Source organism: Streptomyces sp. 3211.6 (genome assembly GCF_003634815.1).
GTDB lineage: Bacteria > Actinomycetota > Actinomycetes > Streptomycetales > Streptomycetaceae > Streptomyces > Streptomyces katrae_A.
The window spans coordinates 169,963-193,913 of sequence record NZ_RBXC01000002.1; the positions used below are offsets into that span (position 1 = coordinate 169,963).

Annotated in this window: 19 protein-coding genes; 13 read left to right on the forward strand and 6 right to left on the reverse strand. The window is 74.4% G+C overall.

Going from position 1 to position 23,951, the window contains the following annotated elements; translation table 11 throughout:
• The first annotated feature begins 10 nt into the window (after nt 1-10).
• The 13 genes from BX286_RS34795 to BX286_RS34865 all read left to right on the forward strand — a co-directional run bounded on the left by BX286_RS34795 (nt 11) and on the right by BX286_RS34865 (nt 17,828).
• Complete coding sequence (locus BX286_RS34795) at nt 11-1,210, forward strand: acyl-CoA dehydrogenase family protein (protein WP_079432307.1); 1,200 nt, start codon at nt 11-13, stop codon at nt 1,208-1,210.
• 182 nt (nt 1,211-1,392) lie between these two features.
• The gene (locus tag BX286_RS37120) at nt 1,393-2,634 is read left to right on the forward strand and encodes a cytochrome P450 (RefSeq protein WP_222842096.1); all 1,242 of its coding nucleotides are present in this window, start codon (nt 1,393-1,395) and stop codon (nt 2,632-2,634) included.
• Nucleotides 2,635-2,778: 144 nt separating this feature from the next.
• On the forward strand, nt 2,779-3,849 hold the full coding sequence (locus BX286_RS34805; protein ID WP_222842097.1) for a saccharopine dehydrogenase: 1,071 nt from the start codon (nt 2,779-2,781) through the stop codon (nt 3,847-3,849).
• Nucleotides 3,839-5,047 carry a saccharopine dehydrogenase C-terminal domain-containing protein gene (locus tag BX286_RS34810; protein WP_100864975.1) on the forward strand — a complete coding sequence of 403 codons (1,209 nt, stop codon included), beginning with the start codon at nt 3,839-3,841 and terminating at the stop codon, nt 5,045-5,047. Before BX286_RS34805 ends, BX286_RS34810 begins: the two co-directional genes overlap by 11 nt.
• 84 nt (nt 5,048-5,131) lie before the next feature.
• Complete coding sequence (locus BX286_RS34815; protein ID WP_079432303.1) at nt 5,132-6,460, forward strand: lysine N(6)-hydroxylase/L-ornithine N(5)-oxygenase family protein; 1,329 nt, start codon at nt 5,132-5,134, stop codon at nt 6,458-6,460.
• The gene (locus tag BX286_RS34830) at nt 6,460-7,755 is read left to right on the forward strand and encodes an FAD-binding oxidoreductase (protein WP_222842098.1); all 1,296 of its coding nucleotides are present in this window, start codon (nt 6,460-6,462) and stop codon (nt 7,753-7,755) included. Before BX286_RS34815 ends, BX286_RS34830 begins: the two co-directional genes overlap by 1 nt.
• Entirely contained in the window at nt 7,752-10,055 is a 2,304-nt protein-coding gene (locus BX286_RS34835) for a class I tRNA ligase family protein (protein WP_121017857.1), read from the forward strand. Before BX286_RS34830 ends, BX286_RS34835 begins: the two co-directional genes overlap by 4 nt.
• Nucleotides 10,052-13,342: a non-ribosomal peptide synthetase gene (locus BX286_RS34840; protein ID WP_121017858.1), complete on the forward strand. Its 3,291-nt coding sequence runs from the start codon at nt 10,052-10,054 to the stop codon at nt 13,340-13,342. Before BX286_RS34835 ends, BX286_RS34840 begins: the two co-directional genes overlap by 4 nt.
• The gene (locus BX286_RS34845) at nt 13,342-15,012 is read left to right on the forward strand and encodes an AMP-binding protein (RefSeq protein ID WP_121017859.1); all 1,671 of its coding nucleotides are present in this window, start codon (nt 13,342-13,344) and stop codon (nt 15,010-15,012) included. Before BX286_RS34840 ends, BX286_RS34845 begins: the two co-directional genes overlap by 1 nt.
• Nucleotides 15,005-15,334: an acyl carrier protein gene (locus BX286_RS34850; RefSeq protein ID WP_121017860.1), complete on the forward strand. Its 330-nt coding sequence runs from the start codon at nt 15,005-15,007 to the stop codon at nt 15,332-15,334. Before BX286_RS34845 ends, BX286_RS34850 begins: the two co-directional genes overlap by 8 nt.
• 3 nt (nt 15,335-15,337) lie before the next feature.
• Nucleotides 15,338-15,943 (forward strand): GNAT family N-acetyltransferase, encoded by a 606-nt coding sequence (locus BX286_RS34855; protein WP_079432298.1) that lies wholly within the window; start codon nt 15,338-15,340, stop codon nt 15,941-15,943.
• Nucleotides 15,940-17,013 carry a C45 family peptidase gene (locus BX286_RS34860; protein ID WP_121017861.1) on the forward strand — a complete coding sequence of 358 codons (1,074 nt, stop codon included), beginning with the start codon at nt 15,940-15,942 and terminating at the stop codon, nt 17,011-17,013. The genes BX286_RS34855 and BX286_RS34860 overlap by 4 nt, the downstream gene beginning before the upstream one ends.
• A 53-nt stretch (nt 17,014-17,066) precedes the next feature.
• Nucleotides 17,067-17,828 carry a 4'-phosphopantetheinyl transferase superfamily protein gene (locus BX286_RS34865; protein WP_100864971.1) on the forward strand — a complete coding sequence of 254 codons (762 nt, stop codon included), beginning with the start codon at nt 17,067-17,069 and terminating at the stop codon, nt 17,826-17,828.
• Here the strand turns inward: BX286_RS34865 and serS are convergent.
• From serS to BX286_RS34895, 6 genes are all read right to left on the reverse strand, one after another.
• Nucleotides 17,815-19,092, reverse strand: a complete 1,278-nt coding sequence (gene serS / locus BX286_RS34870) for a serine--tRNA ligase (RefSeq protein ID WP_121017862.1) — start codon at nt 19,090-19,092, stop codon at nt 17,815-17,817. The two genes, BX286_RS34865 and serS, sit on opposite strands and share 14 nt — an antisense overlap.
• An 18-nt stretch (nt 19,093-19,110) precedes the next feature.
• On the reverse strand, nt 19,111-20,592 hold the full coding sequence (locus BX286_RS34875; RefSeq protein ID WP_261993680.1) for an APC family permease: 1,482 nt from the start codon (nt 20,590-20,592) through the stop codon (nt 19,111-19,113).
• Nucleotides 20,593-20,597: 5 nt separating this feature from the next.
• Entirely contained in the window at nt 20,598-21,581 is a 984-nt protein-coding gene (locus tag BX286_RS34880) for a VlmB-like protein (RefSeq protein WP_121017863.1), read from the reverse strand.
• A complete protein-coding gene (locus BX286_RS34885) occupies nt 21,581-22,171 on the reverse strand; it encodes a flavin reductase family protein (protein ID WP_237293434.1) in 591 nt (196 codons plus the stop codon). The genes BX286_RS34880 and BX286_RS34885 overlap by 1 nt, the downstream gene beginning before the upstream one ends.
• Nucleotides 22,168-22,704: a hypothetical protein gene (locus BX286_RS34890; RefSeq protein ID WP_079432293.1), complete on the reverse strand. Its 537-nt coding sequence runs from the start codon at nt 22,702-22,704 to the stop codon at nt 22,168-22,170. The genes BX286_RS34885 and BX286_RS34890 overlap by 4 nt, the downstream gene beginning before the upstream one ends.
• Nucleotides 22,705-22,788: 84 nt before the next feature.
• Entirely contained in the window at nt 22,789-23,928 is a 1,140-nt protein-coding gene (locus BX286_RS34895) for an acyl-CoA dehydrogenase family protein (RefSeq protein WP_100864969.1), read from the reverse strand.
• Nucleotides 23,929-23,951: the final 23 nt, after the last annotated feature.

The window sequence follows — 23,951 nt, forward strand, 5'->3', positions numbered from 1 at the left end:
GAGCCGGACCATGGAACCCACCACGAGCTTCGACCCCGAGGTGCTCGCGCTCCCCTTCTACGAGGACTCCCACCGCCGCCTCGCCGCGGCGGCCGGGACCTGGTGCGACAGCAACCGCGTCCTGTGGGAGGAGGCCCGCGCCCTCTCCCCGGACGACGCCGGGCGCCGCCTCGTGCGCGCCCTCGGCACGGCGGGCTGGCTCTCCGAACTGGACCCGCGGGGCGTCCCGGTGGACGACTTCCGGGCCGTGTGCCTGCGCCGCGAGGCCCTTGCCTACGCGGAGGACCTGGCCGACTTCGCGTTCTCCGTCCAGGCGCTGGCCGCCACCCCGCTGCTGCGCTTCGGCAGCGAGGCGCAGCGCCGCCGGTACCTCCCGGGGATGGCCGCCGGAACCCTGGTCGGGGCGTTCGCGGTCTCCGAGAAGGAGGCCGGGTCCGACCTGGCCTCGGTCGGGCTGGAGGCCGTGCGTGCGCCGGACGGCTCGTACGTGCTCAGCGGCCGCAAGGCGTGGATCGCCAACGGCACCATCGCGGACGTGTTCGTGGTCATCGCCCGCACGGGGGAGGGCCCGGGCCCGCTGGGGCTGTCGGCGTTCCTGGTGCCGGCCGCCACGCCCGGACTGCGGGTCGAGCGGGTCGACGCGATCGCCCCGCGCTCCTTCGCCCACCTCGCCTTCGAGGACTGCCGGCTGCCGGCCGACGCGGTGCTCGGGCGGCCGGGGAAGGGGTTCGTGGTCGCCCTGGACCTGCTGGAGCGGTTCCGCACGACGGTCGGCGCGGCCGCCCTCGGCTTCGCCCGGCGCGCCTTCGACACCGCGCTGGCGCACGTGCTGGCGCGGGAGGCGTACGGGGCGGTGCTCTTCGACCTCCAGCTGGTCAAGGCCCGGCTCGCCGACATGGAGGTCCAGCTGAACGCGGCCTCGCTGCTGGTGGCCCGGGCCGCCTGGGAGACCGACCGGGGCAGCCGCCGCTTCGCCCGGCACTCCAGCATCGCCAAGGTCCACGCCACCGAGGCCGCGCAGGAGGTCGTGGACTCGGCGGTGCAGCTGCTGGGGGCTGCGGGGATCGTCCGGGACTCCGTCACCGAGCGGCTGTACCGGCAGATCCGCTCCCTGCGCATCTACGAGGGCACGTCGGAGGTGCTGCGGATGGCCATCGCGGGGTCCCTGGACATGCGCAGGGCGGCCCGTGCGGCCCCTCTTTGCGCCTAGGTCGTCTCTTTCGGATCTTGCCGGGCGGCGCGGGCCAGGCGAGATCCGGAAGAGACGGCCTAAACCGGCGCCGCTCTCGCGGAGTCGGTCGCCCGCCGTCGTGGTCACTCGATTGATGGTTGCGCGGTTCGTCGCTTTCACACTGCGCAGCCCGTACCAGAACCGTTCAGCAAGGAGTCACAGTGAGCGCCACCAGCACCGTCGAGCCCACCCCCGTCGAGGCGGTCCGCCTCGCGGACCCCTACCCCTACTACGCGCGCCTGGTCGCCGAGCGCCCCTTCGCCTTCGACGAGGCGCTGGGGGCGTGGGTGGCCGCCGACGCGGCCGCGGTGCGCGCGGTGCTGGGCGGCGGCGCGCTGCGGGTGCGGCCCGTGGCGGAGCCGGTGCCGGCCGGGATCGCGGGGACGGCGGCGGGGGAGGTCTTCGGCGAGCTCGTACGGATGACGGACGGTCCGGCGGCGGCCCGGCTCAAGGGGGTCGTGGCGGAGGCCCTGGCCCGCGCCGACCTCGGGCAGGCCGGCGCGCTGGCCGCCCGGTACACCCGGGAGGAGCTGGCGCGGGGCGGCGAAGTCCCGTACGAGGAGCTGATGTTCGGGGTCCCGGCCCGGGTGGTGGCCACCCTGTCGGGCCTCACGGACGGCGCCGACCGCGAGGCGGCCCGCGCCATCGGCGACTTCGTCCGCTGCATCCCCGCCTCCGCGACGCAGGACGACCACCGCGCGGCGGCAGCAGCGGCCGTCCGCCTCCGCGAACTCCTGGGCCCGCCCCTCGCCTCGGCCTCGGCGGCCCCGGTGGCGGGCCGTGCCCCGGCCCCGGGCAGGGCCGGGGCGTCCGCCGCCGGAACCGGGCCGGACGCGGGGATGCCGTCCCCGGCCCCCTACCCCGCCGGCCGGGCGAACGGGCTGCTGCGGGAGCTGGTGGCCGCCGCCGAGCGGGCCGGCTGGGAACACCCGGGGCCGCTGCTGTCCAACGCCATCGGGTTCCTCTCCCAGACCTACGACGCCACCGCCGGCCTCATCGGCAACACCCTCGTCGCCCTCGCCCGGGGCGCCGGCGCACCCGACACCGGGGCGCTCGTGCGCGAGGTGGTCCGGTACGACGCGCCGGTCCAGAACACCCGCCGCTTCGCCGCCGAACCGTTCGCCCACGCCGGCTCCACCGTGGAGCCCGGACAACAGGTCCTCGTCCTCCTCGCCGCCGCCAACCGCGACCCCGCCGTCAATCCCGACCCCCACGCACTCTCCCCCGGCCGGGTGAATCCGGTCGTGTTCACCTTCGGCGCGGGAGCCCACCGCTGCCCGGGCGGGGAGCTGGCCACGGCCCTCGCCACCGCCGTGGTGGCGGAGCTGCGCGCGGCAGGCTGGAGCACCACAGCGACCCCCGCCTACCGCCCTCTGGCGAACGCCCGGATCCCGCTCCTCTAGGGGGGTCGCGAAAGTCCCGCACGGCACCCACGGCGCAGGACTTTCGCAACCCCCCGCGCGAGAACGTCCAGGACGCAGCCCCCGCCACCGCGATCAGGCCGGGGGTCACCCACCCCCATGCCTCCAGACAGGACAAACCGCAACATGTCAGACAGCACTCACCTCTGGATGCGGCACGAGGCCCGCCGTACGGAACGCCGCGCCCCCCTCACCCCGCAGGACGCCGCCCGCCTCGTCGAGGCCGGGATCCGCATCACCGTCGAGGAGTCGGCGCAGCGCGCCTTCCCCCTCGCCGCCTACACGGCCGCCGGCTGCGCCACCGCCCCCGCCGGCTCCTGGCACGAGCAGGCCCCCGACGACGCGTACGTCCTCGGCCTGAAGGAACTCCCCGCCGGCCCCGGCGCCCCCGCCCTGCGCCACCGGCACATCTACTTCGGCCACGCCTACAAGGGCCAGGCCGGCGCCCGTGAGCTGCTGGCCCGCTTCACCGCCGGCGGCGGCGCCCTCCTCGACATGGAATACCTCACCGACGACTCCGGCCGCCGCGTCGCCGCCTTCGGCTACTGGGCAGGCTACGTCGGCGCCGCCCTCGCCGTCCTGCACCACCGCCGCGCCCTCACCACCCCGCTGGTCCCCACCGACCGCCCCGCCCTCGACGCCCTCCTGGCCTCCACCGCCACGGCCGGCGACACCACCACCGCCCTCGTCATCGGCGCCCTCGGCCGCTGCGGCCGCGGCGCCTGCGACGCCCTCGTCCAGGCCGGCCTGGAACCCACCCGCTGGGACCTGCCCGAGACCCGCGCCCTCGACCGGGCCGCCCTCCTCGGCCACGACCTGCTCGTCAACACCGTCCTGACCACCACCCCCGTCCCGCCCTTCCTGACCAAGGCCGACCTGGACGAAAGCGCCCGCCGCCTCTCCCTGGTCTGCGACGTCACCTGCGACGTCACCTCCGACTGCAACGTCCTGCCCGTCTACGACGAAACCACCACCTGGGACGCCCCCGTCCGCACCCTGCGCGACGGCGACCGCCCCCTCGACCTGATCGCCATCGACAACCTCCCCTCGCTCCTCCCCGTCGAGGCCGCCACCGCCTTCTCCGCCGAACTCGCCCCGCACCTGCTGCGCCTGCCCGAGTGGGACGGCGTGTGGGCCCGCGCCCTGCACCGCTACCGGACGGCCGTCGAAACCCAGGAGGCACCCCTTGTCATCTGACTTATCCGCCCCCGCCGCCCCCGCCGCGGCCCCCGCGTCCGGCACCGTCCACTGGATAGGCACCGGCCTGTCCACCGGCCGTTCCGGCCTCTCCCTCGTCTGCGAGCGCGCCCGGCGGGTGGTCCTGTGGGACCGCACCGCCGAGCGCGCCGCGGCCCGCCTGGCCGCCCTCGGCCTGGCGGGCCGCGCCGAGGTCCGCGCCCTCACCCCCGCCGCCCTGGCGGCGGAGACGGGCGCGGGCGACGTCCTCGTCTCCATGCTCCCGGCCGCCGAGCACGCCCCGCTGCTCGGCCTGGCCGCCGACCGCGGCGCCCACTTCGCCTGCACCAGCTACACCTCCCCGGAGCTGGCCGAACAGGCGCAGCGGGCGGCCGCCCGGGCCCGTACCGTCGTCCTCACCGAGGCCGGACTCGACCCCGGCATCGACCACCTCATGGCCCACGACCTCGTCGCCCGGGCCCGCGAGGCGTTCGGCCCCTCCCCGGCGACCGCCGTGTTCACCTCGTACTGCGGAGGCCTCCCGGCGGTCCCCGGACCGTTCCGCTACCGCTTCAGCTGGGCCCCGCACGGGGTCCTCGCCGCCCTCGCCGCCCCGGCCCGCTACATCGAAGCCCGCGCCGAGGTCACCGCCCCCCGCCCCTGGGAGGCGACGGCCCCGCTGACCCTGGCGGGCGAGGAGTTCGAGGCCTACCCCAACCGCGACAGCCTCCCCTTCGTCGCCCAGTACGGCATCCCGTACTACTGGCACCTCGACACCTTCGTCCGCGGCACCCTGCGCAACTCCGGCTGGCGCACCGCCTGGAAGGAGGTCTTCGACACCGTCTCCGCCGGCGACCCCGACGCCGTCCGCGCCCTGGCGTACGAGCTCGCCGCCCGCCACCGCGCCGGCCCCGCCGACCGCGACCGCGTCGTGCTGTCCGTCTCCCTGGAGCTGCGCACCAGGTCGGGCGAGCGCTGGCGCGGCTCCCGGCTGCTGGACCTCACCGGCGGACCGGACGAGTCCGCCATGGCCCGCTGCGTCTCCCTCCCCGTCGCCTACGGGGTCACGCGGATCCTGTCCGGCGCCCTGCCCGCCGGGCTGAACCGGGCCGCCGAGACCCCCGGCGAGGCCTCGCGGTGGCTGTCGTTCCTCGGCGCCCACGGACTCGCCGGCCGCTACGAGGAGACCGCCCCCGCTCCCACGGGAGCACCGGCGTGACCGTCTGACGACCCACCCCACCCCTCCCTCACCCCACTTCCCCCTCACCTCAGCCACCGCACAACGAACGAGAGGTTCCGAACCATGGGGCACGAGAGCTTCCGGCCGGGCATCACGCACTTCCGCTGCGTGGGAGTCGGCGTGGGCCCGGCCAACCTCAGCCTGGCGTCCCTGCTGCACAGCAGGCCGGACGTACCCAATCTCTTCCTCGACCGCAAGGAGTCCTTCGGCTGGCACGACGGCCAGCAGATCCCCGGCACCAGCCTCCAGGTCTCCCAGTTCAAGGACCTGGTCAGCCTGGCCGACCCCGCGAACCCCTTCTCCTTCCTCTCCTACCTGCACGCCAAGGGCCGGGTCTACCACTTCCTCAACGCCCGGTTCGACGACGTGCCCCGGCTGGAGTTCCGCAACTACCTGGCCTGGGCCAGCCGCAACAACGAGAACGTCGTCTTCGGCGAGGGAGTGGAGGAGGTCGACTTCGACGACGGGCTCGGGGCGTTCACGGTCCGCACCGCGCGCCGCACGGTCACCGCCGAGAACGTCGTCGTCGGCGTCGGCAGCCGCCCCTGGGTGCCTCCGCTCGGGGAGCACCAGCTCGGCCCCACCCAGTTCCACGTCAGCGACTACATGGCCAACGCGCAGGACGTCGGAGGCAAGCGGGTCGTGGTCATCGGCGGCGGCCAGTCCGGTGCCGAGGCCTTCCTCGACCTGATCTCCCGGGGCGGCTGGGAGCTGCCCCGCCGGGTCTCGTGGATCTCGCGGCGCGCGAACTACCTGCCGATCGACGACTCGCCCTTCACCAACGACTACTACATGCCCAGCCACGCCGACTACTTCTACGGACTGCCGCGCGAGCGCCGCCACTCGCTGAACTCCCGCAACGTCCTCAGCAGCGACGGCATCTCCGAGTCCACGCTGCGCGAGATCTACCAGGGCATCTACATGCACCGGTTCGTGGACGGCAACGAGGACCTGGTCGCACTCCACCCGGGCCGCGAGGTCTTCGACGTCCGGCCCGGCCCCTTCGGCGGCTGGGAGGTCCGCGCCCGGCACACCCAGGAGACGGAATCCGTCGAGAAGTTCGAGACCGACGTCGTCGTCTGGGCCACCGGCTACCGGCCCGCCGCCACCGACTTCCTCGCCCCGCTCGCCGGGCGCCTGGAGCGGGAGGGCGAGGAACTGCGCGTCGACGAGGACTACGCCGTCCGCTGGGACGGGCCCGCCGACCGCCGGATCTTCGTCCAGAACGGGGTCCGCGGCCAGCGCGGCCTCGCCGACCCCAACCTCAGCCTCAACGCCTGGCGCAGCCGGCGCATCGCCGACCGGCTGTGCGGCGTACGCGGGGACGAGCAGCTCGCCTCCTTCATCGAGTGGTCCTCCAAGACCTCCCAGGACGAACGGTGGACCGCCTGATGACCACGGACCGCACCGGAACCTGCCGCCCCCTGACCACCGACCCCGAGGCCCACCCGGCCGCAGGTCCCGCCCCGGCCCCGGCGCCCGCACCCGCGGCTGCCACCCCGGCCACCACCCCGTCCACCCCGGCCGCCACCCCGTCCGGGCCTGCGGCCGCCGCGCCGGCCGACCCCACCGCCGCCCCCGCCTACCGCTCCACCGCCCGCCACGCGGGCGGGCCGGCCGGGGCCCGTACCGACGTCGCCGTGGTCGGCGCGGGCATCCTCGGCGTGCTCGTCGCCCGCGAGGTCCTCTCCCGCGACCCCTCCGCCACCGTCACCGTCCTCGACCGGGACATGATCGGCTCCGGCGCCACCCGCCGCTCCGCCGGACTGCACTTCCCGCGCGGGGCCGACGAGACCGTCCGCGCCCTGGCCGCCGAGAGCGAGCGCTTCTACGCCGACCTCCACACCGCCCGCCCCGACCTGCCCATCCACCCCCTCGGCATGACCGTCCTCGCGCCCGAGTCCGCCGAGGAGGCCCTGCGCGAGACCTACCTCCCCGAGGCCAAGCTCCGCTGGACCGGCGACCTGCCTTCCTGCGTCCCCGCCCTGCCCAAGGACTTCGGGGCCTGGGAGGGCGACGGCTGCCAGTACGCCGACGTCCACACCCTCACCCAGCTCCTCGCCGCCGACCTGCGCCCCGCCGTCTCCTTCCGCGAGGGCGTCGCCGCCCTGACCGTCGCCGCCGGACCCGGCGGCGCCCGCCTCACCCTGAGCGGCGGCGCCACCCTCACCGCCGGGCACGTCGTCCTCGCCCCCGGCCCCTGGCTGGCCGAGCCCGCCTGGCGCGAGCTCGTCGCCCCGCTGCGGGCCCGGGTCAAGAAGGTCGTCGCCCTGCACGTGGAGACCCCGCCCGCCCCCGGGGACCGGGCCGTCGTCCTGCACGAGGAGGACGCCTTCCTGCTGCCCGTCCACCACCGCGGCCACTGGCTGTTCAGCTACACCTGCCCCGAATGGGACGCCGACCCCGCCACCGTCGACCCGGCCCTCACCACCGCCCACCTGCGCGAGGGCCGCGCCCTGCTCACCCGCTACGCCCCCGCCCTGGCCGCCCACTGCCGGTCGGGCCGGGTGTTCTGCGACGCCTACGGACCCGACGGCAGGCCCCTGGTCACCGCCCTCGACCCCTACGGCCGGCTGGTCTTCGCGGGCGCAGCGGGAGGCTCCGGCTACCGCCTGGCCCCGGCGCTCGCCGCCCGCGCCGCCGACCTGATCCCGTCCCTCCCGTCCCCGCGAAAGGCCACGACATGATCATCGCGCGTTATGACGACGACGTGCTGGAGCAGGCGTTCGGCATCGACATGAGCGGTGTGGAGGGCTTCGGGACCGGTGCCGGCTGGGGCCGGGTCGCCCCCGGCCGGGCCACCGACGACCACCACCACGACGAGACCGAACTGTTCGTCATCGTCTCCGGCCGCGGCGAGTTCCTCATCGACGGCGAACGCCACGAGGCCGTCCCCGGCACCGTCGTCCTCTTCGAGCCCTTCGAGTCCCACGTCCTGCGGAACACCGGCCCGGAGAACCCCACGGACGCCGGCACCGACCTGGTCTTCTTCACCCAGTACTGGCGCGACGCCCAGCGGGCCGCCGACGCCGCCTCCGCACCCGTGCGCACCGGCTTCGGCGACCGCCCCGTCTTCGTCTTCTCCACCCCGCCCACCCCCAACGGCGACCTGCACCTGGGCCACCTCGCCGGCCCCTACCTCGGCGCCGACGCCTTCACCCGCTTCCAGCGCATGAACGGCACCGAGGCCTACCACCTCACCGGCAGCGACGACTACCAGAGCTACGTCCTCGGCGCCGCCCGCCAGGGAGGCCGCACCCCCGCCGAGACCGCCGCCCACTACAGCGCCGAGATCGCCGAAACCCTGCGGCTGATGGACATACCCCTCGACCAGTACACCGTCACCGACCAGGACCCCGGCTACCGCGACGGGCTCAAGGACTTCTTCAGCCGGCTCGTCGCCTCCGGCGAGATCGCCGTCACCGCGCACGAAGCCCTCTACGACGCCCGCACCGGCGCCTACCTCTACGAGGCCGACGTCACCGGCGGCTGCCCCGGCTGCGGCGCCGCCACCTGCGGCAACCTCTGCGAGGAGTGCGGCGAACCCAACACCGTCGCCGACCTCGCCGACCCCCGCTCCACCTCCACCGGCAGCGCACCCCGCCCCGCCCCCGCCGCCCGCTGGACCCTGCCCCTGCACGCCTACGCCGGCGACGTCCGCGCCCACCACCGGCGCGGCCGCGTCCCCGCCCGGCTGCGCGAACTCGCCGACCGGCTCTTCCGCCGGCCCGCCCTCGACCTCCCCCTCACCCACCCCTCCGACTGGGGCGTCGAACCCCGCGAGGACGACACCGACGGGCAGGTCATCTGGGTCTGGCCCGAGATGAGCTACGGGTTCCTGCACGGCATCCAGTCACTGGGCGCCCGACTCGGCCGCCCCTGGCGGGCCGCGGAGCCCTCCGCCGACTGGAAGATCGTCCACTTCTTCGGCTACGACAACAGCTTCTACCACTCCGTGCTCTACCCGGTCCTCTACCAGCTCGCCCACCCCGGCTGGACCCCCGACATCGACTACCACGTCAACGAGTTCTACCTGCTGGAGGGCGAGAAGTTCTCCACCAGCCGCCGGCACGCGATCTGGGGCAAGGAGGTCCTCAGCCCCGACACCGTCGACGCCGTCCGCTACTTCCTCGCCGCCACCCGCCCCGAGGGCCTGCGCACCGACTTCCGGCGCGCCGCCTACGAGGCCACCCTCGCCGACACCCTCGTCGGCACCTGGCAGCAGTGGCTCAACGACCTCGGCGCCCGCGTCGCCAAACACCACGGCGGCCGCGCCCCCGACGCCGGGAACTGGACCCCCGAGCACACCGCCTTCCTCGCCCGCCTCGGCACCCGCCTCGACGCCGTCACCGGCGCCCTCGGCAACGACTCCTTCTCCCTCACCCAGGCCGCCGCCGAACTCGACGGCATCGTCCGCGACACCGTCCGCTTCACCCGCGCCGAAGGCCTCCTCACCGACACCCCCGGCTGGGAGGACGAGAACCGCACCGCCGTCGCCCTCGAACTGGCCGCCGCCCGCCTCCTCGCGCACGCCGCCGCCCCCCTCATGCCCCGCTTCGCCGCCCGGCTGGCCGCCGCCCTGGACCTCGAAACCCCGCGCACGTGGCCCCGTACCGTCGAACTCCTCACCCCCGGCGCCGCCGTCGACCTCTCCGACGCCGTGTTCTTCCAGCCCTCCCCGGCCGCGCAGCGGGCGCAGGGCGCCGACGCGGCCGAGCCCGTCCTCACCCCCTGGCTCACCCAGGTCGCCCGCACCGCCCTGCGGCTCGGCGCCGACGAGCCGATCGCCCACCGCACCCTCACCCAGCTCGCGGCCGGCTCCCTCCAGGCCGTCACCGTCCAGTACCAGATCCTCGACGCCCTCGACGTCGACCTGTCCATGGACGAACTCCTGCACGGCGGCACCCTCGCGGAACTCGCCGCCGTCATCGCCGAGCGCGCCGAGCCCGCCGCCGTCGCCGCCCTGACCTCGGGGGAGGCCCGATGAACCAGCACCGCCACATCCTGCGCGAGATGGCCGAGCGCGGGCTGACCGTCACCCTCGCCGACGGCGACCTGCGCCTGACGGGCAACCGCGAGCGGATGGACCCAGAGTTCATCGCCCGCGTCAGAGCCGCCAAGCCCGCCCTCGTCGCCCACCTGGAGCGCGAGGCCGACCACGGCCCCGGCTTCCCCCTCACCCCCCTCCAGCGCAGCTACTACCTCGGCCGCAGCGGGGTGTTCGAGGTCGGCGACGTCTCCAGCCACGTCTTCCACGAGATCGAGGGCGACTGGGACATCGACCGGCTCCAGTCCTCCCTCGACACCGTGATCGCCGCCCACAGCGGCCTGCGCTCCCGCTTCCTGTCCGACGAACGCCAGGCCACCGAGTACGGCGACCACGCCCCCCGCATCGGCGTCCTCGACCTGCGCTCCCACACCCCCCGCCAGCAGGACGCCATCCGCGCCCAGCTCCGCGAGATGCGCTCCCACCAGGTCCTGCCCGCCGACCAGGCCCCCCTGATCACCGTCGACGCCACCATCCTCGACGACGACCGGATGCTCCTCCACGTCGGCCACGACGGGCTCGTCATGGACGGCATCAGCATGTTCCTGTTCTTCCGCGCCTGGTGGCACGCCTACCAGAGCCCCGGCGCCGACCTCCACGAGGAACTTCCCTACGAGGACTACCTCACCGCCCTCGAAGCCGCCCGCGACAAGGCCCCCGCCCACCGCTCCCGCGCCTACTGGCTGGACCGCGCCGACGACCTCGCCCCCCACCCCGACCTGCCCCTGCGCACCAGCCCGGCCGCCCTCACCGAGACCCGCTTCACCCCGCGCCGCGTCACCCTGGAGCGCACCGCCTGGACCGCCCTCAAGGACCGCGCCGCGACCGCCGGCCTCACCCCCTCCGCCCTGCTGCTCGCCGCCTACGCCGAAACCCTCGCCACCTGGGGCGCGGGAGAGCGGTTCACCCTCACCACCACCATCGCCCACCGCCCGCCCGTCCACCCCCGGGTCTTCGAGGCCATCGGCCAGTTCTCCGACACCCTCCTCGTCGAGGCCGAGGTCGACCGCCGCCTGACCTTCGCCGAACGCGCCCAGCTCCTCCAGGCCCGCCTGCACACCGACATCGACCACCGGCACTACTCCGGCGTCGAGTTCCTGCGCGAACTCGCCGTCCGCCGCGGCGGGATCACCGGTGCCCGCATGCCGTACACCTTCAACAGCGCCATCGGACACGTCAGCAGCGAGGTAGACGGCTCCGCCCTGGAACTCTTCGGCAAGGAGGTCTACACCGTCAGCCAGACCCCCCAGGTCTGGCTCAACGCCTTCGCCATGGAGCAGCACGGCGCCCTCGTCGTCCAGCTCGACGGCATCGACGAACTCTTCTGCGAGGGCCTTCTCGACGACCTCGCACACGGCTACCGCACCCTCCTGGAAACCCTCGTCGACGAGAGCTCCTGGCAGCGCCACTCCTTCGACCTGCTGCCGCCCGCCCAGCGCGAGCGCCGCGCCGCCGCCAACGACACCGCCGTCGCCCTGCCCGACGAAATGCTCGGCGACGCCATCGTGGCCCGTGCGGCCCGCACCCCGGCCGCGCCCGCGATCCTCACCTCCGACCGCACCGTCAGCTACGGCGAACTCCTGCACCGGGCCGCCACCGCCGCGACCTGGCTGCGCGCCCAGGGCGTCGGCCGCGGCGAACTCGTCGGCCTCGTCTGCCACCGGGGCCCCGAACAGATCGTCGGCATCCTCGCCACCGTCCTCGCCGGAGCCGCCTACCTGCCCGTGGACGCCGCCCTGCCCGCCGCCCGGCAGGAGTACATGCTCACCGACGGCAAGGTGCGCTGCGTGCTCACCAACTCCGGCCGGCCCTCCGACGACACCGTCGCCGCCTTCGACCTCACCCGCCCCTGCTCCGGCCGCGCCGAACTCCCCGACCGGCTCCCCGGCTCCCACCCCGACGACCTCGCCTACGTGCTCTACACCTCCGGCACCACCGGCGCCCCCAAGGGCGTCATGGTCAGCCACCGCAGCGTCGCCAACCTCGTCGCCGACTGCCAGAGCCGCTTCGGGATCACCGCCGAGGACCGGTTCATGGCCGTCAGCGCCTTCCACTTCGACCTGTCCGTCTGGGACGTCTTCGGCGCCCTCTCGGCCGGCGCCGCCCTCGTCATGCCCGACCGCGACAAGGCCACCGACCCCGCCCACTGGCTCGAACTGTGCTGGCTGTACGGGGTCACGGTGTGGAACTCCGTCCCCGCCATCGTCGGCCTGCTGCACGGCCAGGCCCGCTCCGACGGCGACGTACCGCCCGGCCTGCGGCTGGTCCTGATGAGCGGAGACCGCATCCCGCCCGCCCTGCCGGCGCAGCTGCGCGAGCTGATGCCGGGCCTGGAGGTGGTCTCCCTCGGCGGCCCCACCGAGACCACCGTCTGGAACGTCCTGCACCCGGTGGGCGAGGACGAGGACGGTTCCTCCTCCATCCCCTACGGCCGCCCCAACTCCAACAACCGCGCCTACGTCCTCGACTGCCACGGCCTCGACGCCCCCGACTGGGTCACCGGCGAGATCACCGCCGCCGGCACGGGCCTGGCTCGCGGCTACTGGGGCGACCCGGAGCGCACCGCCGAACGCTTCTACGAGGACCCCGTGCGCGGCGAACGCCTGTACCGCACCGGCGACTTGGGCCGCTACCTGCCCGACGGCAGCATCCAGATCCTCGGCCGCAGCGACTTCCAGATCAAGATCAACGGGTACCGGATCGAGGCCGGCGAGGTCGAGACCCGCCTCGCGGCCCTCGCGGAGATCGGCCGGGCCGTCGTCGCCCCCCAGGGCAACCGCCTCGTCGCCCACCTCGTCCCCTCCGGCGGCCACCGGCCCCACCTGGCCGAGATCCGCCAGGCCCTGCGCGCCGACCTCCCCGACTACATGCTCCCGGCGGCCGTGCTCTGGCACGAAGAGCTCCCCCTGACCCGCAACGGCAAGGTGGACCGCGCCCGGCTGGCCGAACTCGCCGCCCAGGCGCCCACCACCGGCCCCGCCCGGGGCGGCAGCGCCCCGGCCACCCAGGCGGAGAAGATCCTCTGCGACATCTGGTCCACGGTCCTGCGCCGCCCGGACGTCGGCGCCCTGGACACCCTGACCTCCCTCGGCGGCGACTCCATCGCGGCGGCCCGCATCCTCACGGCCACCCGCAAGCGCTTCGGCACCACCCTCACCCTCGACCAGTTCGCAGAACTCCCCACGGTCCGCGCGATGGCGGCAGCCCTGATGCCGAAGGGTTCCTGATGCCCCCCACCCAGCCGAAGCCCCCCGAGGGCCCCCACCCAACGGCCACCCGACCGCCGACGCCGGCCCCCCAGGGGCGCGGGGAACTGCGCGCCCAGCCACAGCCGACCGGCACCCGACCGACGACCGCACCCCCGGCGGTACCGGAGACGATCCGCCGGATCGTCGACGGCCCGCCCCCGGCGACCGGCCACATCCACGTCGCCAGACTGGACGGCACCCGCACCATGCCCCTGCGCGAGCTCCACGCCCGCGCAGCCCGCCTCGCGCACCACCTGCGGAGCACCCACGGCACGGGCCCCGCCCACCGCATCGGCATCCTCGCCGCCAACAGCCTGGAATGGGTGCTCCTCGACCTGGCCGCCCTGCGGCTCGGCGCGCAGACCGCCGGCCTGGAACCCGGCAAGTTCACCCCCTCCGCCGACCTCGCCGACCGCTACGACCTGCACCTCCTCTACACCGACCAGGACACCGGCGCGACCCCCGGGGTCCTGCCCATGGAAGGGATCCTGGCGCTGACCGACCCGGACCCCGACGCGGAGGCGCCGCCGCTCCCACCCGTCACCTGGACCACCGAAGACGTCACCACCATCAAGTTCACCTCCGGCAGCACCGGCATCCCCAAGGGCCTCGGCGCCACCGCCGGCAGCATCGACAGCTCCCTCACCGCCGTCCAGGAGATCTTCGAACACACCCCCGACGACCACCTCTTCGTCTTCCTGCCCCTCTCCCTCCTCCAGCAGCGCTACTGGGTCTACTCCGCCCTCCTCCACGGCCACGACGTCACCATCACCACCTACGAGGCCGCCTTCGCCACCTTGCGCCGCGTCCGCCCCACCGTCGTCATGGGCGTCCCCGCCTTCTACGAGTCCGCCCGCCGCCAGATCACCGCCCGCCTGCGCCGCACCCCCGGCCAGGACCCGGCACACGCCGCCCGCGCCCTGTTCGGCGACCGGATCCGCTACCTGTGGACCGGCTCCGCGCCCGCCTCGCCCACCGTGCTCCGCTTCTTCAACGACGAGGCCCGCCTGCCCCTCTACGAGGGCTACGGCCTCAACGAGACCTGCATCGTCACCAAGAACCACCCCGGCGCCCACCGCGAGGGCAGCGTCGGCCGGGCCGTACGCGGCAAGGAGGTGCTCATCGGCGAGGACGGGGTCATCAGCGTCCGCAGCACCCACCCCGTCAACAACCACTACGCCTACGCCCGCCCCGGCGACTCCGAGAAGGTCTTCTCACCCGACGGGACCGTCCGCACCGGCGACCTCGGCCACCTCGACGAGGACGGCTACCTCTTCGTCCACGGCCGTGCCGACGACGTCATCGTCCTCGACAACGGCAAGAAGGTCATCGTCCGCCCCATCGAGGAACTGATGCGCGCCGACCCGGCCATCGCCGAGTGCGTGCTGTTCAGCCCCACCCAGACCGACCTCGTCGCCGTGGTCTCCCCGGCCACCGCCCCCGCCGACCACCGGGCCATCGCCGCCCGCCTGGCCGCCGTCAACGCGGCCACCACCCCCGACGAGCGCATCAGCCGCGTCCTCGTCGCCGACCCGCCGTTCAGCATCGAGGGCGGCCTGCTGACCTCCCAGTACAAGCCGAAGCGCCCCGACATCCGGGCCGCCTACCACGCCCCGCTGCACTCCCAGGAGGCCGGAATCCATGCCTGACACCACCCACACCACCGACACCACCGACACCACCGACACCGCCCTCGAGGACGCCGCCCGCGACCAGCTCGCCCTCGTCCTGGTGCCCGAGGTCCCCGCCGAGGAGATCGACCCGGACGCCGACATGGTCGCCGCCTACGGACTGACCTCCCTCAACAAGGTCCTCTTCCTCACCGAGGTCTGCGAGGAGACCGGCGTGGACCTCGCCCACTTCACCGAGCACGACCTCGCCGACATGAAGACCCTCCGCGACGTCACCGCCGCCCTCGCCCGCCACCACCACGCCACCGCCACCGCCACCGTCACCGCCACCGGAGCCTGAACCATGAGCTGGACCGAGCACGCCGCCGCCGTCCTGGAGAACGACCGGGTGCGCCTCACCCCGATCACCGGCGCCGACCGCGAGGGCATCCGGGCCGTGGCCATGGACCCCGGCATCTGGCGCTACTTCGTCGCCGCCGTCGAGACCGACGCCGACTTCGAGGCCTTCTTCGACGCCTGCCTCGCCGACCACGCCGCCGGCCGCCGCACCGTCTTCACCATCACCGACAAGGAGTCCGGCCGCACCGCCGGCAGCATGAGCTTCGGCAACATGGCCGAGGCCGACCGCCGCCTGGAACTCGGCTGGTCCTGGCTCGGCCGCGACTTCCGCGGCCGCGGCGTCAACCACTGGGCCAAGGCCCTCCTGCTGGAGCACGCCTTCGAGGTCCTCGGCGCCGAACGCGCCGAGTTCAAGACCGACGTCCTCAACGTCCAGGCCCGCCGCGGCCTCGTCAACATCGGCGCCACCGAGGAAGGCGTCCTGCGCAGCTTCAACTACATGCCCGGCGGCCGCCGCCGCGACGCCGTCTTCTACAGCATCCTGCGCGCCGAATGGCCCGCCGTCCGGGCGCACCTCGCGCGCGGCCCCAAGAAGGCCGTCCCGGCATGAACGACCCCGCCGCCGCAGGCCCCGGCATCAGCCACATACGGGCCTGCGGCACCCCGTACGAGATCGGCCGCGCCCACGGCGCGGCCCTCGCCGCGCCCCTGCGCGCCTTCCTCGACGACGGCCTGGCCCGCCTCAACCACCTCGTCCCCGAGCCCCTGACCCTCCGCGCCCTCCTCCCGGCCGTCACCGCCCACCGGCGGGCCGTCACCGACTGCCTGCCCGACCTCGCCGAGGAGGTGGCCGGCCTCGCCGACGGCGCCGGCACCTCCGAGGACGAGGCCTGGCTGCTCCAGCTGCGCCGCGAGATCCTCGGCTACTCCAAGATCCGCACCGGCGGCGACTGCACCACGTACGCCCGCACCGGCCCCGGCGCCGGCCCGCCCGTCCTCGCCCAGACCGTCGACCTCAACGGGGACCTCGACACCCACATCAGCGTCCTGGAGATCGCCCGCGCCGGCACCGCCCGCCGCTCCCTGGTCCTCAGCTTCGCCGGCCTGCTGGGCTACCTCGGCCTCAACAGCGACGGCCTCGCCGTCGGACTGAACCTGGTCCTCGGCGGCACCTGGGGCCCCGGCGTCCCCCCGTACCTGGCCATCCGCCACCTCCTCGACACGGCCGCCGACACCGGCCAGGCCCTCAAACTCCTCGCGGACCTCCCCCTGGCCAGCTCCCGCTCCCTCATGCTCTGCGACCCCGAGCGGGCCCTGTACGTGGAACACCTCGACGGGGACCTGCGCGTCACCGAGGCCGCCGCCCCCGGCGCGCTCGCCCACACCAACCACTACCTCCACCCGGACTTCGCCCCCGCCGACGAACTCAACGTCTTCGCCCGCAACTCCTCGCTGCGGCGCCTGCGCGCGGCCACCGAAGGCCTGGCCGCCCTCCCCGCCACCGCGACCCCCGAGGACCACCTGGACCTGCTGTCCCGGCCGCCGCTGCGCGTCCCCGGACGCGGGGACATCCGTACCGAACGCACGGTCGCCGCGGCCGTCATGCTCCCCGCGGCCGGCCGCCTCCACCTCCGCCCGGGCGACCCCGCACGCTCCCGCACCCGCGTCTTCGGCCTGTAGGCGCAGGCCGCACGACCGGGACCGGGGAGGGCCGTGCCAGAGAAAGGAGCACCATGGACGCATGGCTGGTCGACCTCGACCAGGTCGCCCCCCAGGACATCAGTGCGCACTATCCCGAGGGCCTGACCGAGGAAGAGCTGCGGCGCGGCGCCGAGTTCGTCCACGCCCGGGCGGCCCACCGCTTCTTCCGGGCCCGCCTCACCGTCCGCCGGCTGCTCGCCGAACGGCTCGGGATCGCCGCGCACGACCTGCGCATCGCCTACGACCCGGCCGGCAAGCCCTACCTGCCCGACCAGCCCGGCACGCACGTCAGCTGGTCCCGCTCCGACGGGCTGCTGCTGCTCGGAGCCACCGAGACCGGGCCCATCGGGGTGGACGTGGAGCTGGTCCGCCCGGCCACCAGCAGCCTCGACGTGCTCGCCTTCGTCTACCCGGGGGTGCCGGACGGGGTCGGCGCCGGCACCTTCTTCCACGCATGGACCCTGCTGGAGGCCGCCGTCAAGGCCACCGGGCGCGGACTGGCCGACGGCGCCCGGGAGGTGGACCTGGCCTTCGGGCCGGACGGCTCGGTCACCTTGCGCGGGATCACCGGGCACGGCCCCCTGCCCTGGCACGGGCACACCGCGCTCCAGCCCACCCGGCAGGACTGCCCGTGGGCGATGACCGCGTTCGTGTCCCGGGAGCTGCCCCCGGTGACGGTCCTGACCTGGCCGGACCGCGCCGACGACCTCGTACGGTCACCGGCGCGGTCGCGGGCGCTGCCCCCGGCCGGCTCCCCGGCGGGGAGCCCGGCCGAGGGGATCAGGCGGCGCTGACCACCGGCGAGCCGTCCGGGGCGATCGCCGAGAAGCCGGTGTACGGGACCAGCGCGGGCGGCACGGTCACCGAGCCGTCCGCACGCTGGTACTGCTCCAGGACCGCCACCAGGGTGCGGCCCACCGGCAGCGCCGAACCGTTCAGGGTGGCCGCGAAGGCCTTGCGCCCGTCCCGGCCGCGCACCCGGATGCCGGCCCGGCGGCCCTGGAAGTCGCCGCAGTCCGAGCAGGAGGAGATCTCCCGGTAGGTCCCCTGGCCCGGCAGCCACACCTCGATGTCATAGGTGCGCCGGGCCGCGAACCCGAGGTCCCCGGCGCGCAGTTCCACCACCCGGTGCGCCAGGCCCAGCCGCCGCAGGGCCGTCTCGGCGTGCCCGGTCAGCAGCTCCAGCTCCTCGGCGGACCGGTCGGGGTGGCAGATCCGCACCAGCTCCACCTTCTCGAACTGGTGCAGCCGCACCAGCCCGCGGGTGTCCCGCCCGTACGAGCCGGCCTCCGCCCGGTAGCAGGGCGTGAACGCGGTGAGGGCGAGGGGGAGCTGGTCCTCCTGAAGGGTCTCGCCCCGGTAGAGGTTGACCAGGGGGACCTCCGCCGTCGGGATCAGCAGCAGGTCGCGGTCGGCGGCGTTCGTCAGGAACAGGTCGTCCTCGAACTTCGGCAGCTGCCCGGTCCCGGTCATCGTCTCCCGGCTGACCAGGTGCGGCACCCCGTGCTCGGTGTAGCCGTGCTCGGTGGTGTGCAGGTCCAGCAGGAAAGCGGCCAGCGCCCGTTCCAGCCGGGCCCCCGCCCCCCGGGTCACCGCGAAGCGCGAGCCCGACAGCTTGGCGGCGCGCACCGGGTCCAGGATCCCCAGCCGGGTGCCGACGTCCACGTGGTCGCGCGGCTCGAACTCGAAGCCCGGCACCTCCCCCCAGACCCGCCGCACCACCGGCGGGTCCTGCTCGGTCCCGTCCGGCACGTCGGCGTACGGCCGGTTGGGGACGGTGGGCAGCAGCGCCCTGAGCCCGTCCTCCACGCCCTTGAGCTCCTCCGACACCGACCGCAGCCGTTCCCGTGCCTCCTGGAGCCGGGCCCGGGCGGCCGCGTCCGGCGGCCCGCCGACCTTCGCCGAGCGGTTCTGCTCGGCCCGCAGCTTGTCCCGCTCGGCGATCAGCCGGGCGCGCCGTTCGGTCAGGGTGCGCAGGGCGTCCCGGTCCAGGAGGTAGCCGCGGCGGGCCAGATCGGCCTCCGCCTCCTCCTGGAGCAGACTGTGCGGGTCGTGCATGACGGCTCCTCGGTCTCGTTACGGGATGTCCTGCGGTCGCGGTACGTCATGGGCGGCGGCGGCGATCGCCCGGTACCGCTCGGGCGCGCGGGCCCGCAGCCACCAGCCGTAGCCGAGCCCGCCGAGCGCGGCGGCGGCCATCAGCCAGGGGATCCGGTTGACCCACACGGAGTCGGTCCCGGTGACCAGCGCGAAGTTGTCCAGCAGCAGCCACAGCGCGCCCCCCAGCCCGGCCAGGGCCAGCACCGGGGCCAGCCGGGTCCGCCACCAGTGGGCCTCGGGGTGCCGCCGGAAGAACACCAGCACCGCCACCGCCACCGCCGCCTGGAGGGCGACGATCCCCACGGTCCCCAGGGCCAGCATGGTCGTCGCCAGGGTGGTGTACGGGTGCGCGCCCGCGAGCGCGAACAGGCCGCACACGGCGGCCGTGGCCACCGACAGCACCACGCTCGCCCGGTACGGGGAGGCGTGCCGCGGATGCACCCGGGCCAGGGAGGCCGGCAGCACCCGCTCGCGGCCCAGGACGAACAGGTACCGGTTGGCGGCGGTGTGCAGCCCGAGCAGCGCGCCGAACAGGCTGGTGCAGAGCAGGACCTGCATCACGCCCGTCGCGAAGCCGCCCAGGTAGTCGTCGGACAGCCGGAAGAACAGGTCCCCGAGCTGCTTCCCGGCGGTGCCGGCCACCCGGTCCGCGCCGATCGCCCCGACGGCCGCCCAGCTGATCAGCGCGAAGAACACCGTGATGAGCACGACGGACGCGTACGTCGCCACGGGCACGCTCCGCTTGGGGTCGCGGCTCTCCTCGCCGTACAGCGCGGCCGCCTCGAAGCCCACGTACGAGATCAGGGCGAACATCAGCGCCACCCCGAGCCCCGGGGTGAAGACCGTGCCCGGGGCGAAGGTGGTGGCGGGCAGGGTGTCCGCGCCGTGCCGTACGCCGATGGCCAGCGCGAGCAGCCCCAGTACCGCCACCTCGGTGACCATCAGCACCGCCAGCAGGCGGGCGCTGAGGTCGATCCGCCGGTAGCCCATCACGGCCGTCAGGGCCAGCGCCGCGCCCGTCCACACCGGCCAGGGCACCGGCAGGCGGTGGGCGGTGGCGACGAGTTCGGCGAAGTACCCGAAGGCCCCCGCCACCCCCGCGACGGCCGCCGTGTAGGCGACGACGGCCGTCAGCCCGCCCGCGACAGCCAGGGGCCTGCCCAGACCCTGGCCGATGTACGTGTAGAAGCCGCCCGCGCCCACCACGTGCCGGCTCATCGCCGCGTACCCGACGGAGAAGCACAGCAGGATCAGCCCGGCGAGGGCGAACGTGGCGGGCACCCCCGCCCCGTTGCCGAGGGCGTAGGCGAGGGGCACCGAGCCCACCACCCCGGACATGGGGGCCGCCGCGGCGACCACCAGGAAGACGATCCGGGGGGTGGTCAGGGTCCGCCGCAGCCCGGGACCGGCGGCGGTGTCCGGGCGCTCCGCGGTTCTCGCGGGAATCGTGGAGGTCACCGCGACTACCTCGGGTGGGTGCGGATCAGGTCGACGGCCTCCGGGATGCCCATGTACGGCAGCCGGACCTCCGCCATGTCGTCGGTCCACCGTTCGGCGAGGTCGTAGCGCTCCTTCGGGGTGGTCTCCAGCAGCTTGCAGCCGGGGAACACCTCGTAGTCCTCCAGCAGCTCGGCGTGGGCGAACATGCCCTGCTGGAACAGCTCCTCGCGCTCCAGCACGAACTCCTCCGACGGCAGCTCGTCCCACAGCTGCCGGCCGCGCCGGATCAGCTCGATCAGCCGCGGCCGGTACGAGGGATTGCGCGCGAGGTGCTCGCGGACGATGGAGCTGCCGACCGTCAGGTGGCGGATCTCGTCGATGGAGGCCCCGCGGGCGATCTCGGCGGCCGCCGGGTCCAGCAGCGTCCACTTGCGCTCGCTCAGCTCGGCCGCCGGGGCGAGCACGCCCTCGATGACGATGGTGAACACCGCGACGGCGCCGATGAAGTCGCCCTCGTCGCGCACGACGGTCGTGGCGAACTCGGCGATCGGGTTCAGCACCCGCCGGGTGTAGTCGGTGCCCTGCTCCCGGATGAACTCCAGCAGCCCGGCCTCCGGCACCCCGAGGTCGACCAGGTGCTTGCGGAAGATCATCGCGTGCCGGGCCTCGTCGACCACCTGCGTGGTGAAGAACTCCTGCTCGACGACGCCGGGCGCGCCGATGACGTAGTGGGACAGCACGTTCACGGCACGGGACTCGGCCAGCGACCGGTTGCCCAGCTCCAGCACGAGCGCCTCGCGCAGCGGGCCCTCCTCGCGCATGTGCGCCGGGGTGACCGCGTCGTGCCCGGCTTCGGCCCGCCCGCGCAGGGTCCCCTGCGCCACGGCCGACAGCCAGTACCCCAGGTCGCACTCCTCGGCCGTCAGGGTCATCTCCTGGGCGCCGTCGAGCAGGTTGGGCGCGCGGTCCCAGTCGGCCTCGACGGGGATCTGCGGAAGGGTGGTCATCACACAACCTCACGGGGGGAAGCGGGAACGGAGACGGAAGAGGCGGGGGTGACGCAGGCGCTGTGCATGCGCCCGGCGAAGCTGAGCATCGGGGAGTCGACGGTGTGGGAGCCGCCCGTGACCTCGGCGAGGAGCATGTCGTGGTCGCCGACCTGGTGCCAGCCGAGCACCCGGCAGGCCATGTGGGCCAGGCTCCCGCCGATCAGCGGGGCCCCGGTGAGCGGATCGGTGGACCAGTCGAACCCCTCGAACTGGGCGTCGCCGAGCGGGCGCTGCGGATTGGCGAAGCGGCGGGCCACGTCCTGCTGGGCCGAGCCGAGGACGTTCACCGAGAAGCGGCCGGCCCGGCGGACCATCGCCGCGAACGTCGAGGTGGGCCGCAGGCACGCGCCCAGGACCAGCGGGTCGCGGGACAGGGTGACCACGGCGCTGGCGGTGGTGCCGTGCCGCACCCCGTCACGGCTGACCGTCAGCACCGTCACGCTCGACGCCAGCCGCCGCAGGGCCAGGCGGGCCGCGTCGGGGTCCTCGTACCCCTCGGCGGACGCCGAGGGCGAACGGTCCGTCAGCCAGGCGGGATAGCGGCTCACCGGTTCACCCCGACGGCCGGGGCGGCGGCGGTCGCGGCGATGGTCGCCGGGTGCTCGTCGTACGGCAGCGGGACCGGGCCGTCGGTGGCCGAACGGCGCCTCAGCATGGCCGTCAGCTGGTGCACCAGCGGGGTGTCCTCCGGCTCGAAGGGCAGCCCGAACGGCTTGAGGAAGTTGCCGAAGACCCCGCGGTCGCCGAAGACGTGGAACGGCAGGGCCAGCAGCGCCCACTCGGGCCCGATCAGCCACATCCACAGCAGGCCGACGGCGGCCACGCTCAGCAGGCTGTGCATCGAGTTGTACAGGACGTAGTACGCCTTGTGGATCCGCTGGTCCGGGCTGCGCCGGTAGGCGATCGCGCCCGGGATGTAGCCGATGAGGTCGATGTAGAGGAACAGGCCGATCGCCGCGAACCAGTTGATGTCCATGAAGTGCCACAGGATGAACCCGATCGTCACGGCGAACGCGACCAGGTACTCCAGGCGGTGCAGGTTGAAGGTGACCGGCGATTCCACCGGGTTCTTGATGTCCATGAAGGGTCCTCACTGCGGGGGGCCGGCCGGGCGGGCCGGGGGGGCGGGCCGGGTGGGCCGGGGCTACGGGGCGCCGGCGGCGGGTCAGGACAGGCGCAGCGGGCCGCCGGCGAAGTACTCGGCCAGCTCCGCGGCCACGCTGGCGCGCGACGGCGGGTGGAAGGCCAGGGCGCGCACCGCGGAAGCCAGGTAGGCCACCTCACCCGAACGGATGTAGGCCATCCCGCCCAGCATCTCCACGGCCTGGTCGACGGTCTGGGAGAGCAGGTCCTGCGTGGCGTAGCGGGCGGTGAGCACCGCCGCCACCGCCTCGTCGCCACCCGTGCCGTCCTCCAGCGAGCGGGCCGCCCCCTCCACGAGGGAGACCGCCGCGTCCATCCGCACCGCCAGCTGCGCCCGCTCCGGGGCACTGCCCCGCCCGCCGGCCAGCACCTGCGCGACCAGGGCGGACGCGGCGCCGACGTACGAGGAGGTGGCGAGGAGTTCGAACCAGGTGAACCCGGCGGTCTGGAGGTCGTCGAGCCGGTCGGCGTCCTCGGGGGTGCTGTGGATGACGAGGTCCTCCGGGACCTCCACGTCGGTGAGCCGGACCTCGTGGCTCTGCGAGGCGGCCAGCACCGGGGTGGCCCAGAACGGCCGGGTCGTGACCCCGGGGGAGGAGGCGGGGATCAGCATCAGCGCCAGCGCGGAGCGCCCGTCCTCCTCCGTCACCTGCACGCTGGCCGTCAGCACGTCCATCGAACCGGAGAGGCTGCACGGCTTCTTCGCCCCGTTGACCCGGTAGCCGCCCGGGGTGCGTTCGGCGACCACCGACGGCGCCAGGATGTTCTGGTCGGTGCGCCCCTCCGCCCAGCCGGACGCCAGCAGCAGCCCGTCCGAGGCCACCGCGGACATCAGCTTCAGCTGGGCCGGGGTCAGCCGGCCCGTGGCCTGCGCCAGCCGGAACAGCATCGCCACGGTGAAGTGGTGCATGGTCGTGGCCACGCCCAGGGAGGGCGAGAGCGAGGCGATCGCCCGCTGCACCCGCACCGCCTCCAGCGGACCGGCGGCCGCACCGCCGTAGGCGGCCGGCACGAGCAGCCCGGGACCGCCGTGCTTGCGGTACAGCTCCAGCACCGGGCTGTCCGCGCCCTCCCGGGCGCTGAGCGGCAGCTCTTCGAGTGCGTCGAGAAGACCTGCGTGGAATTGCTCGCAGATCCCGCGCGCTGTCGTCAGGGAACGCATCGCCGTGTTCTCCTCGGGCTCTC

What these genes read in the sequence shown, in the direction of transcription:
- BX286_RS34880 (WP_121017863.1), bottom strand. Translation starts at nt 21,581, where the DNA reads ATGACCACCCTTCCGCAGATCCCCGTCGAGGCCGACTGGGACCGCGCG.
- BX286_RS34895 (WP_100864969.1), bottom strand. Translation starts at nt 23,928, where the DNA reads ATGCGTTCCCTGACGACAGCGCGCGGGATCTGCGAGCAATTCCACGCA.
- BX286_RS34835 (WP_121017857.1), top strand. Translation starts at nt 7,752, where the DNA reads ATGATCATCGCGCGTTATGACGACGACGTGCTGGAGCAGGCGTTCGGC.
- BX286_RS34850 (WP_121017860.1), top strand. Translation starts at nt 15,005, where the DNA reads ATGCCTGACACCACCCACACCACCGACACCACCGACACCACCGACACC.
- BX286_RS34830 (WP_222842098.1), top strand. Translation starts at nt 6,460, where the DNA reads ATGACCACGGACCGCACCGGAACCTGCCGCCCCCTGACCACCGACCCC.
- BX286_RS34860 (WP_121017861.1), top strand. Translation starts at nt 15,940, where the DNA reads ATGAACGACCCCGCCGCCGCAGGCCCCGGCATCAGCCACATACGGGCC.
- BX286_RS34845 (WP_121017859.1), top strand. Translation starts at nt 13,342, where the DNA reads ATGCCCCCCACCCAGCCGAAGCCCCCCGAGGGCCCCCACCCAACGGCC.
- BX286_RS34890 (WP_079432293.1), bottom strand. Translation starts at nt 22,704, where the DNA reads ATGGACATCAAGAACCCGGTGGAATCGCCGGTCACCTTCAACCTGCAC.
- BX286_RS34865 (WP_100864971.1), top strand. Translation starts at nt 17,067, where the DNA reads ATGGACGCATGGCTGGTCGACCTCGACCAGGTCGCCCCCCAGGACATC.
- BX286_RS34840 (WP_121017858.1), top strand. Translation starts at nt 10,052, where the DNA reads ATGAACCAGCACCGCCACATCCTGCGCGAGATGGCCGAGCGCGGGCTG.
- BX286_RS34795 (WP_079432307.1), top strand. Translation starts at nt 11, where the DNA reads ATGGAACCCACCACGAGCTTCGACCCCGAGGTGCTCGCGCTCCCCTTC.
- BX286_RS34805 (WP_222842097.1), top strand. Translation starts at nt 2,779, where the DNA reads ATGTCAGACAGCACTCACCTCTGGATGCGGCACGAGGCCCGCCGTACG.
- serS (WP_121017862.1), bottom strand. Translation starts at nt 19,092, where the DNA reads ATGCACGACCCGCACAGTCTGCTCCAGGAGGAGGCGGAGGCCGATCTG.
- BX286_RS34815 (WP_079432303.1), top strand. Translation starts at nt 5,132, where the DNA reads ATGGGGCACGAGAGCTTCCGGCCGGGCATCACGCACTTCCGCTGCGTG.
- BX286_RS34855 (WP_079432298.1), top strand. Translation starts at nt 15,338, where the DNA reads ATGAGCTGGACCGAGCACGCCGCCGCCGTCCTGGAGAACGACCGGGTG.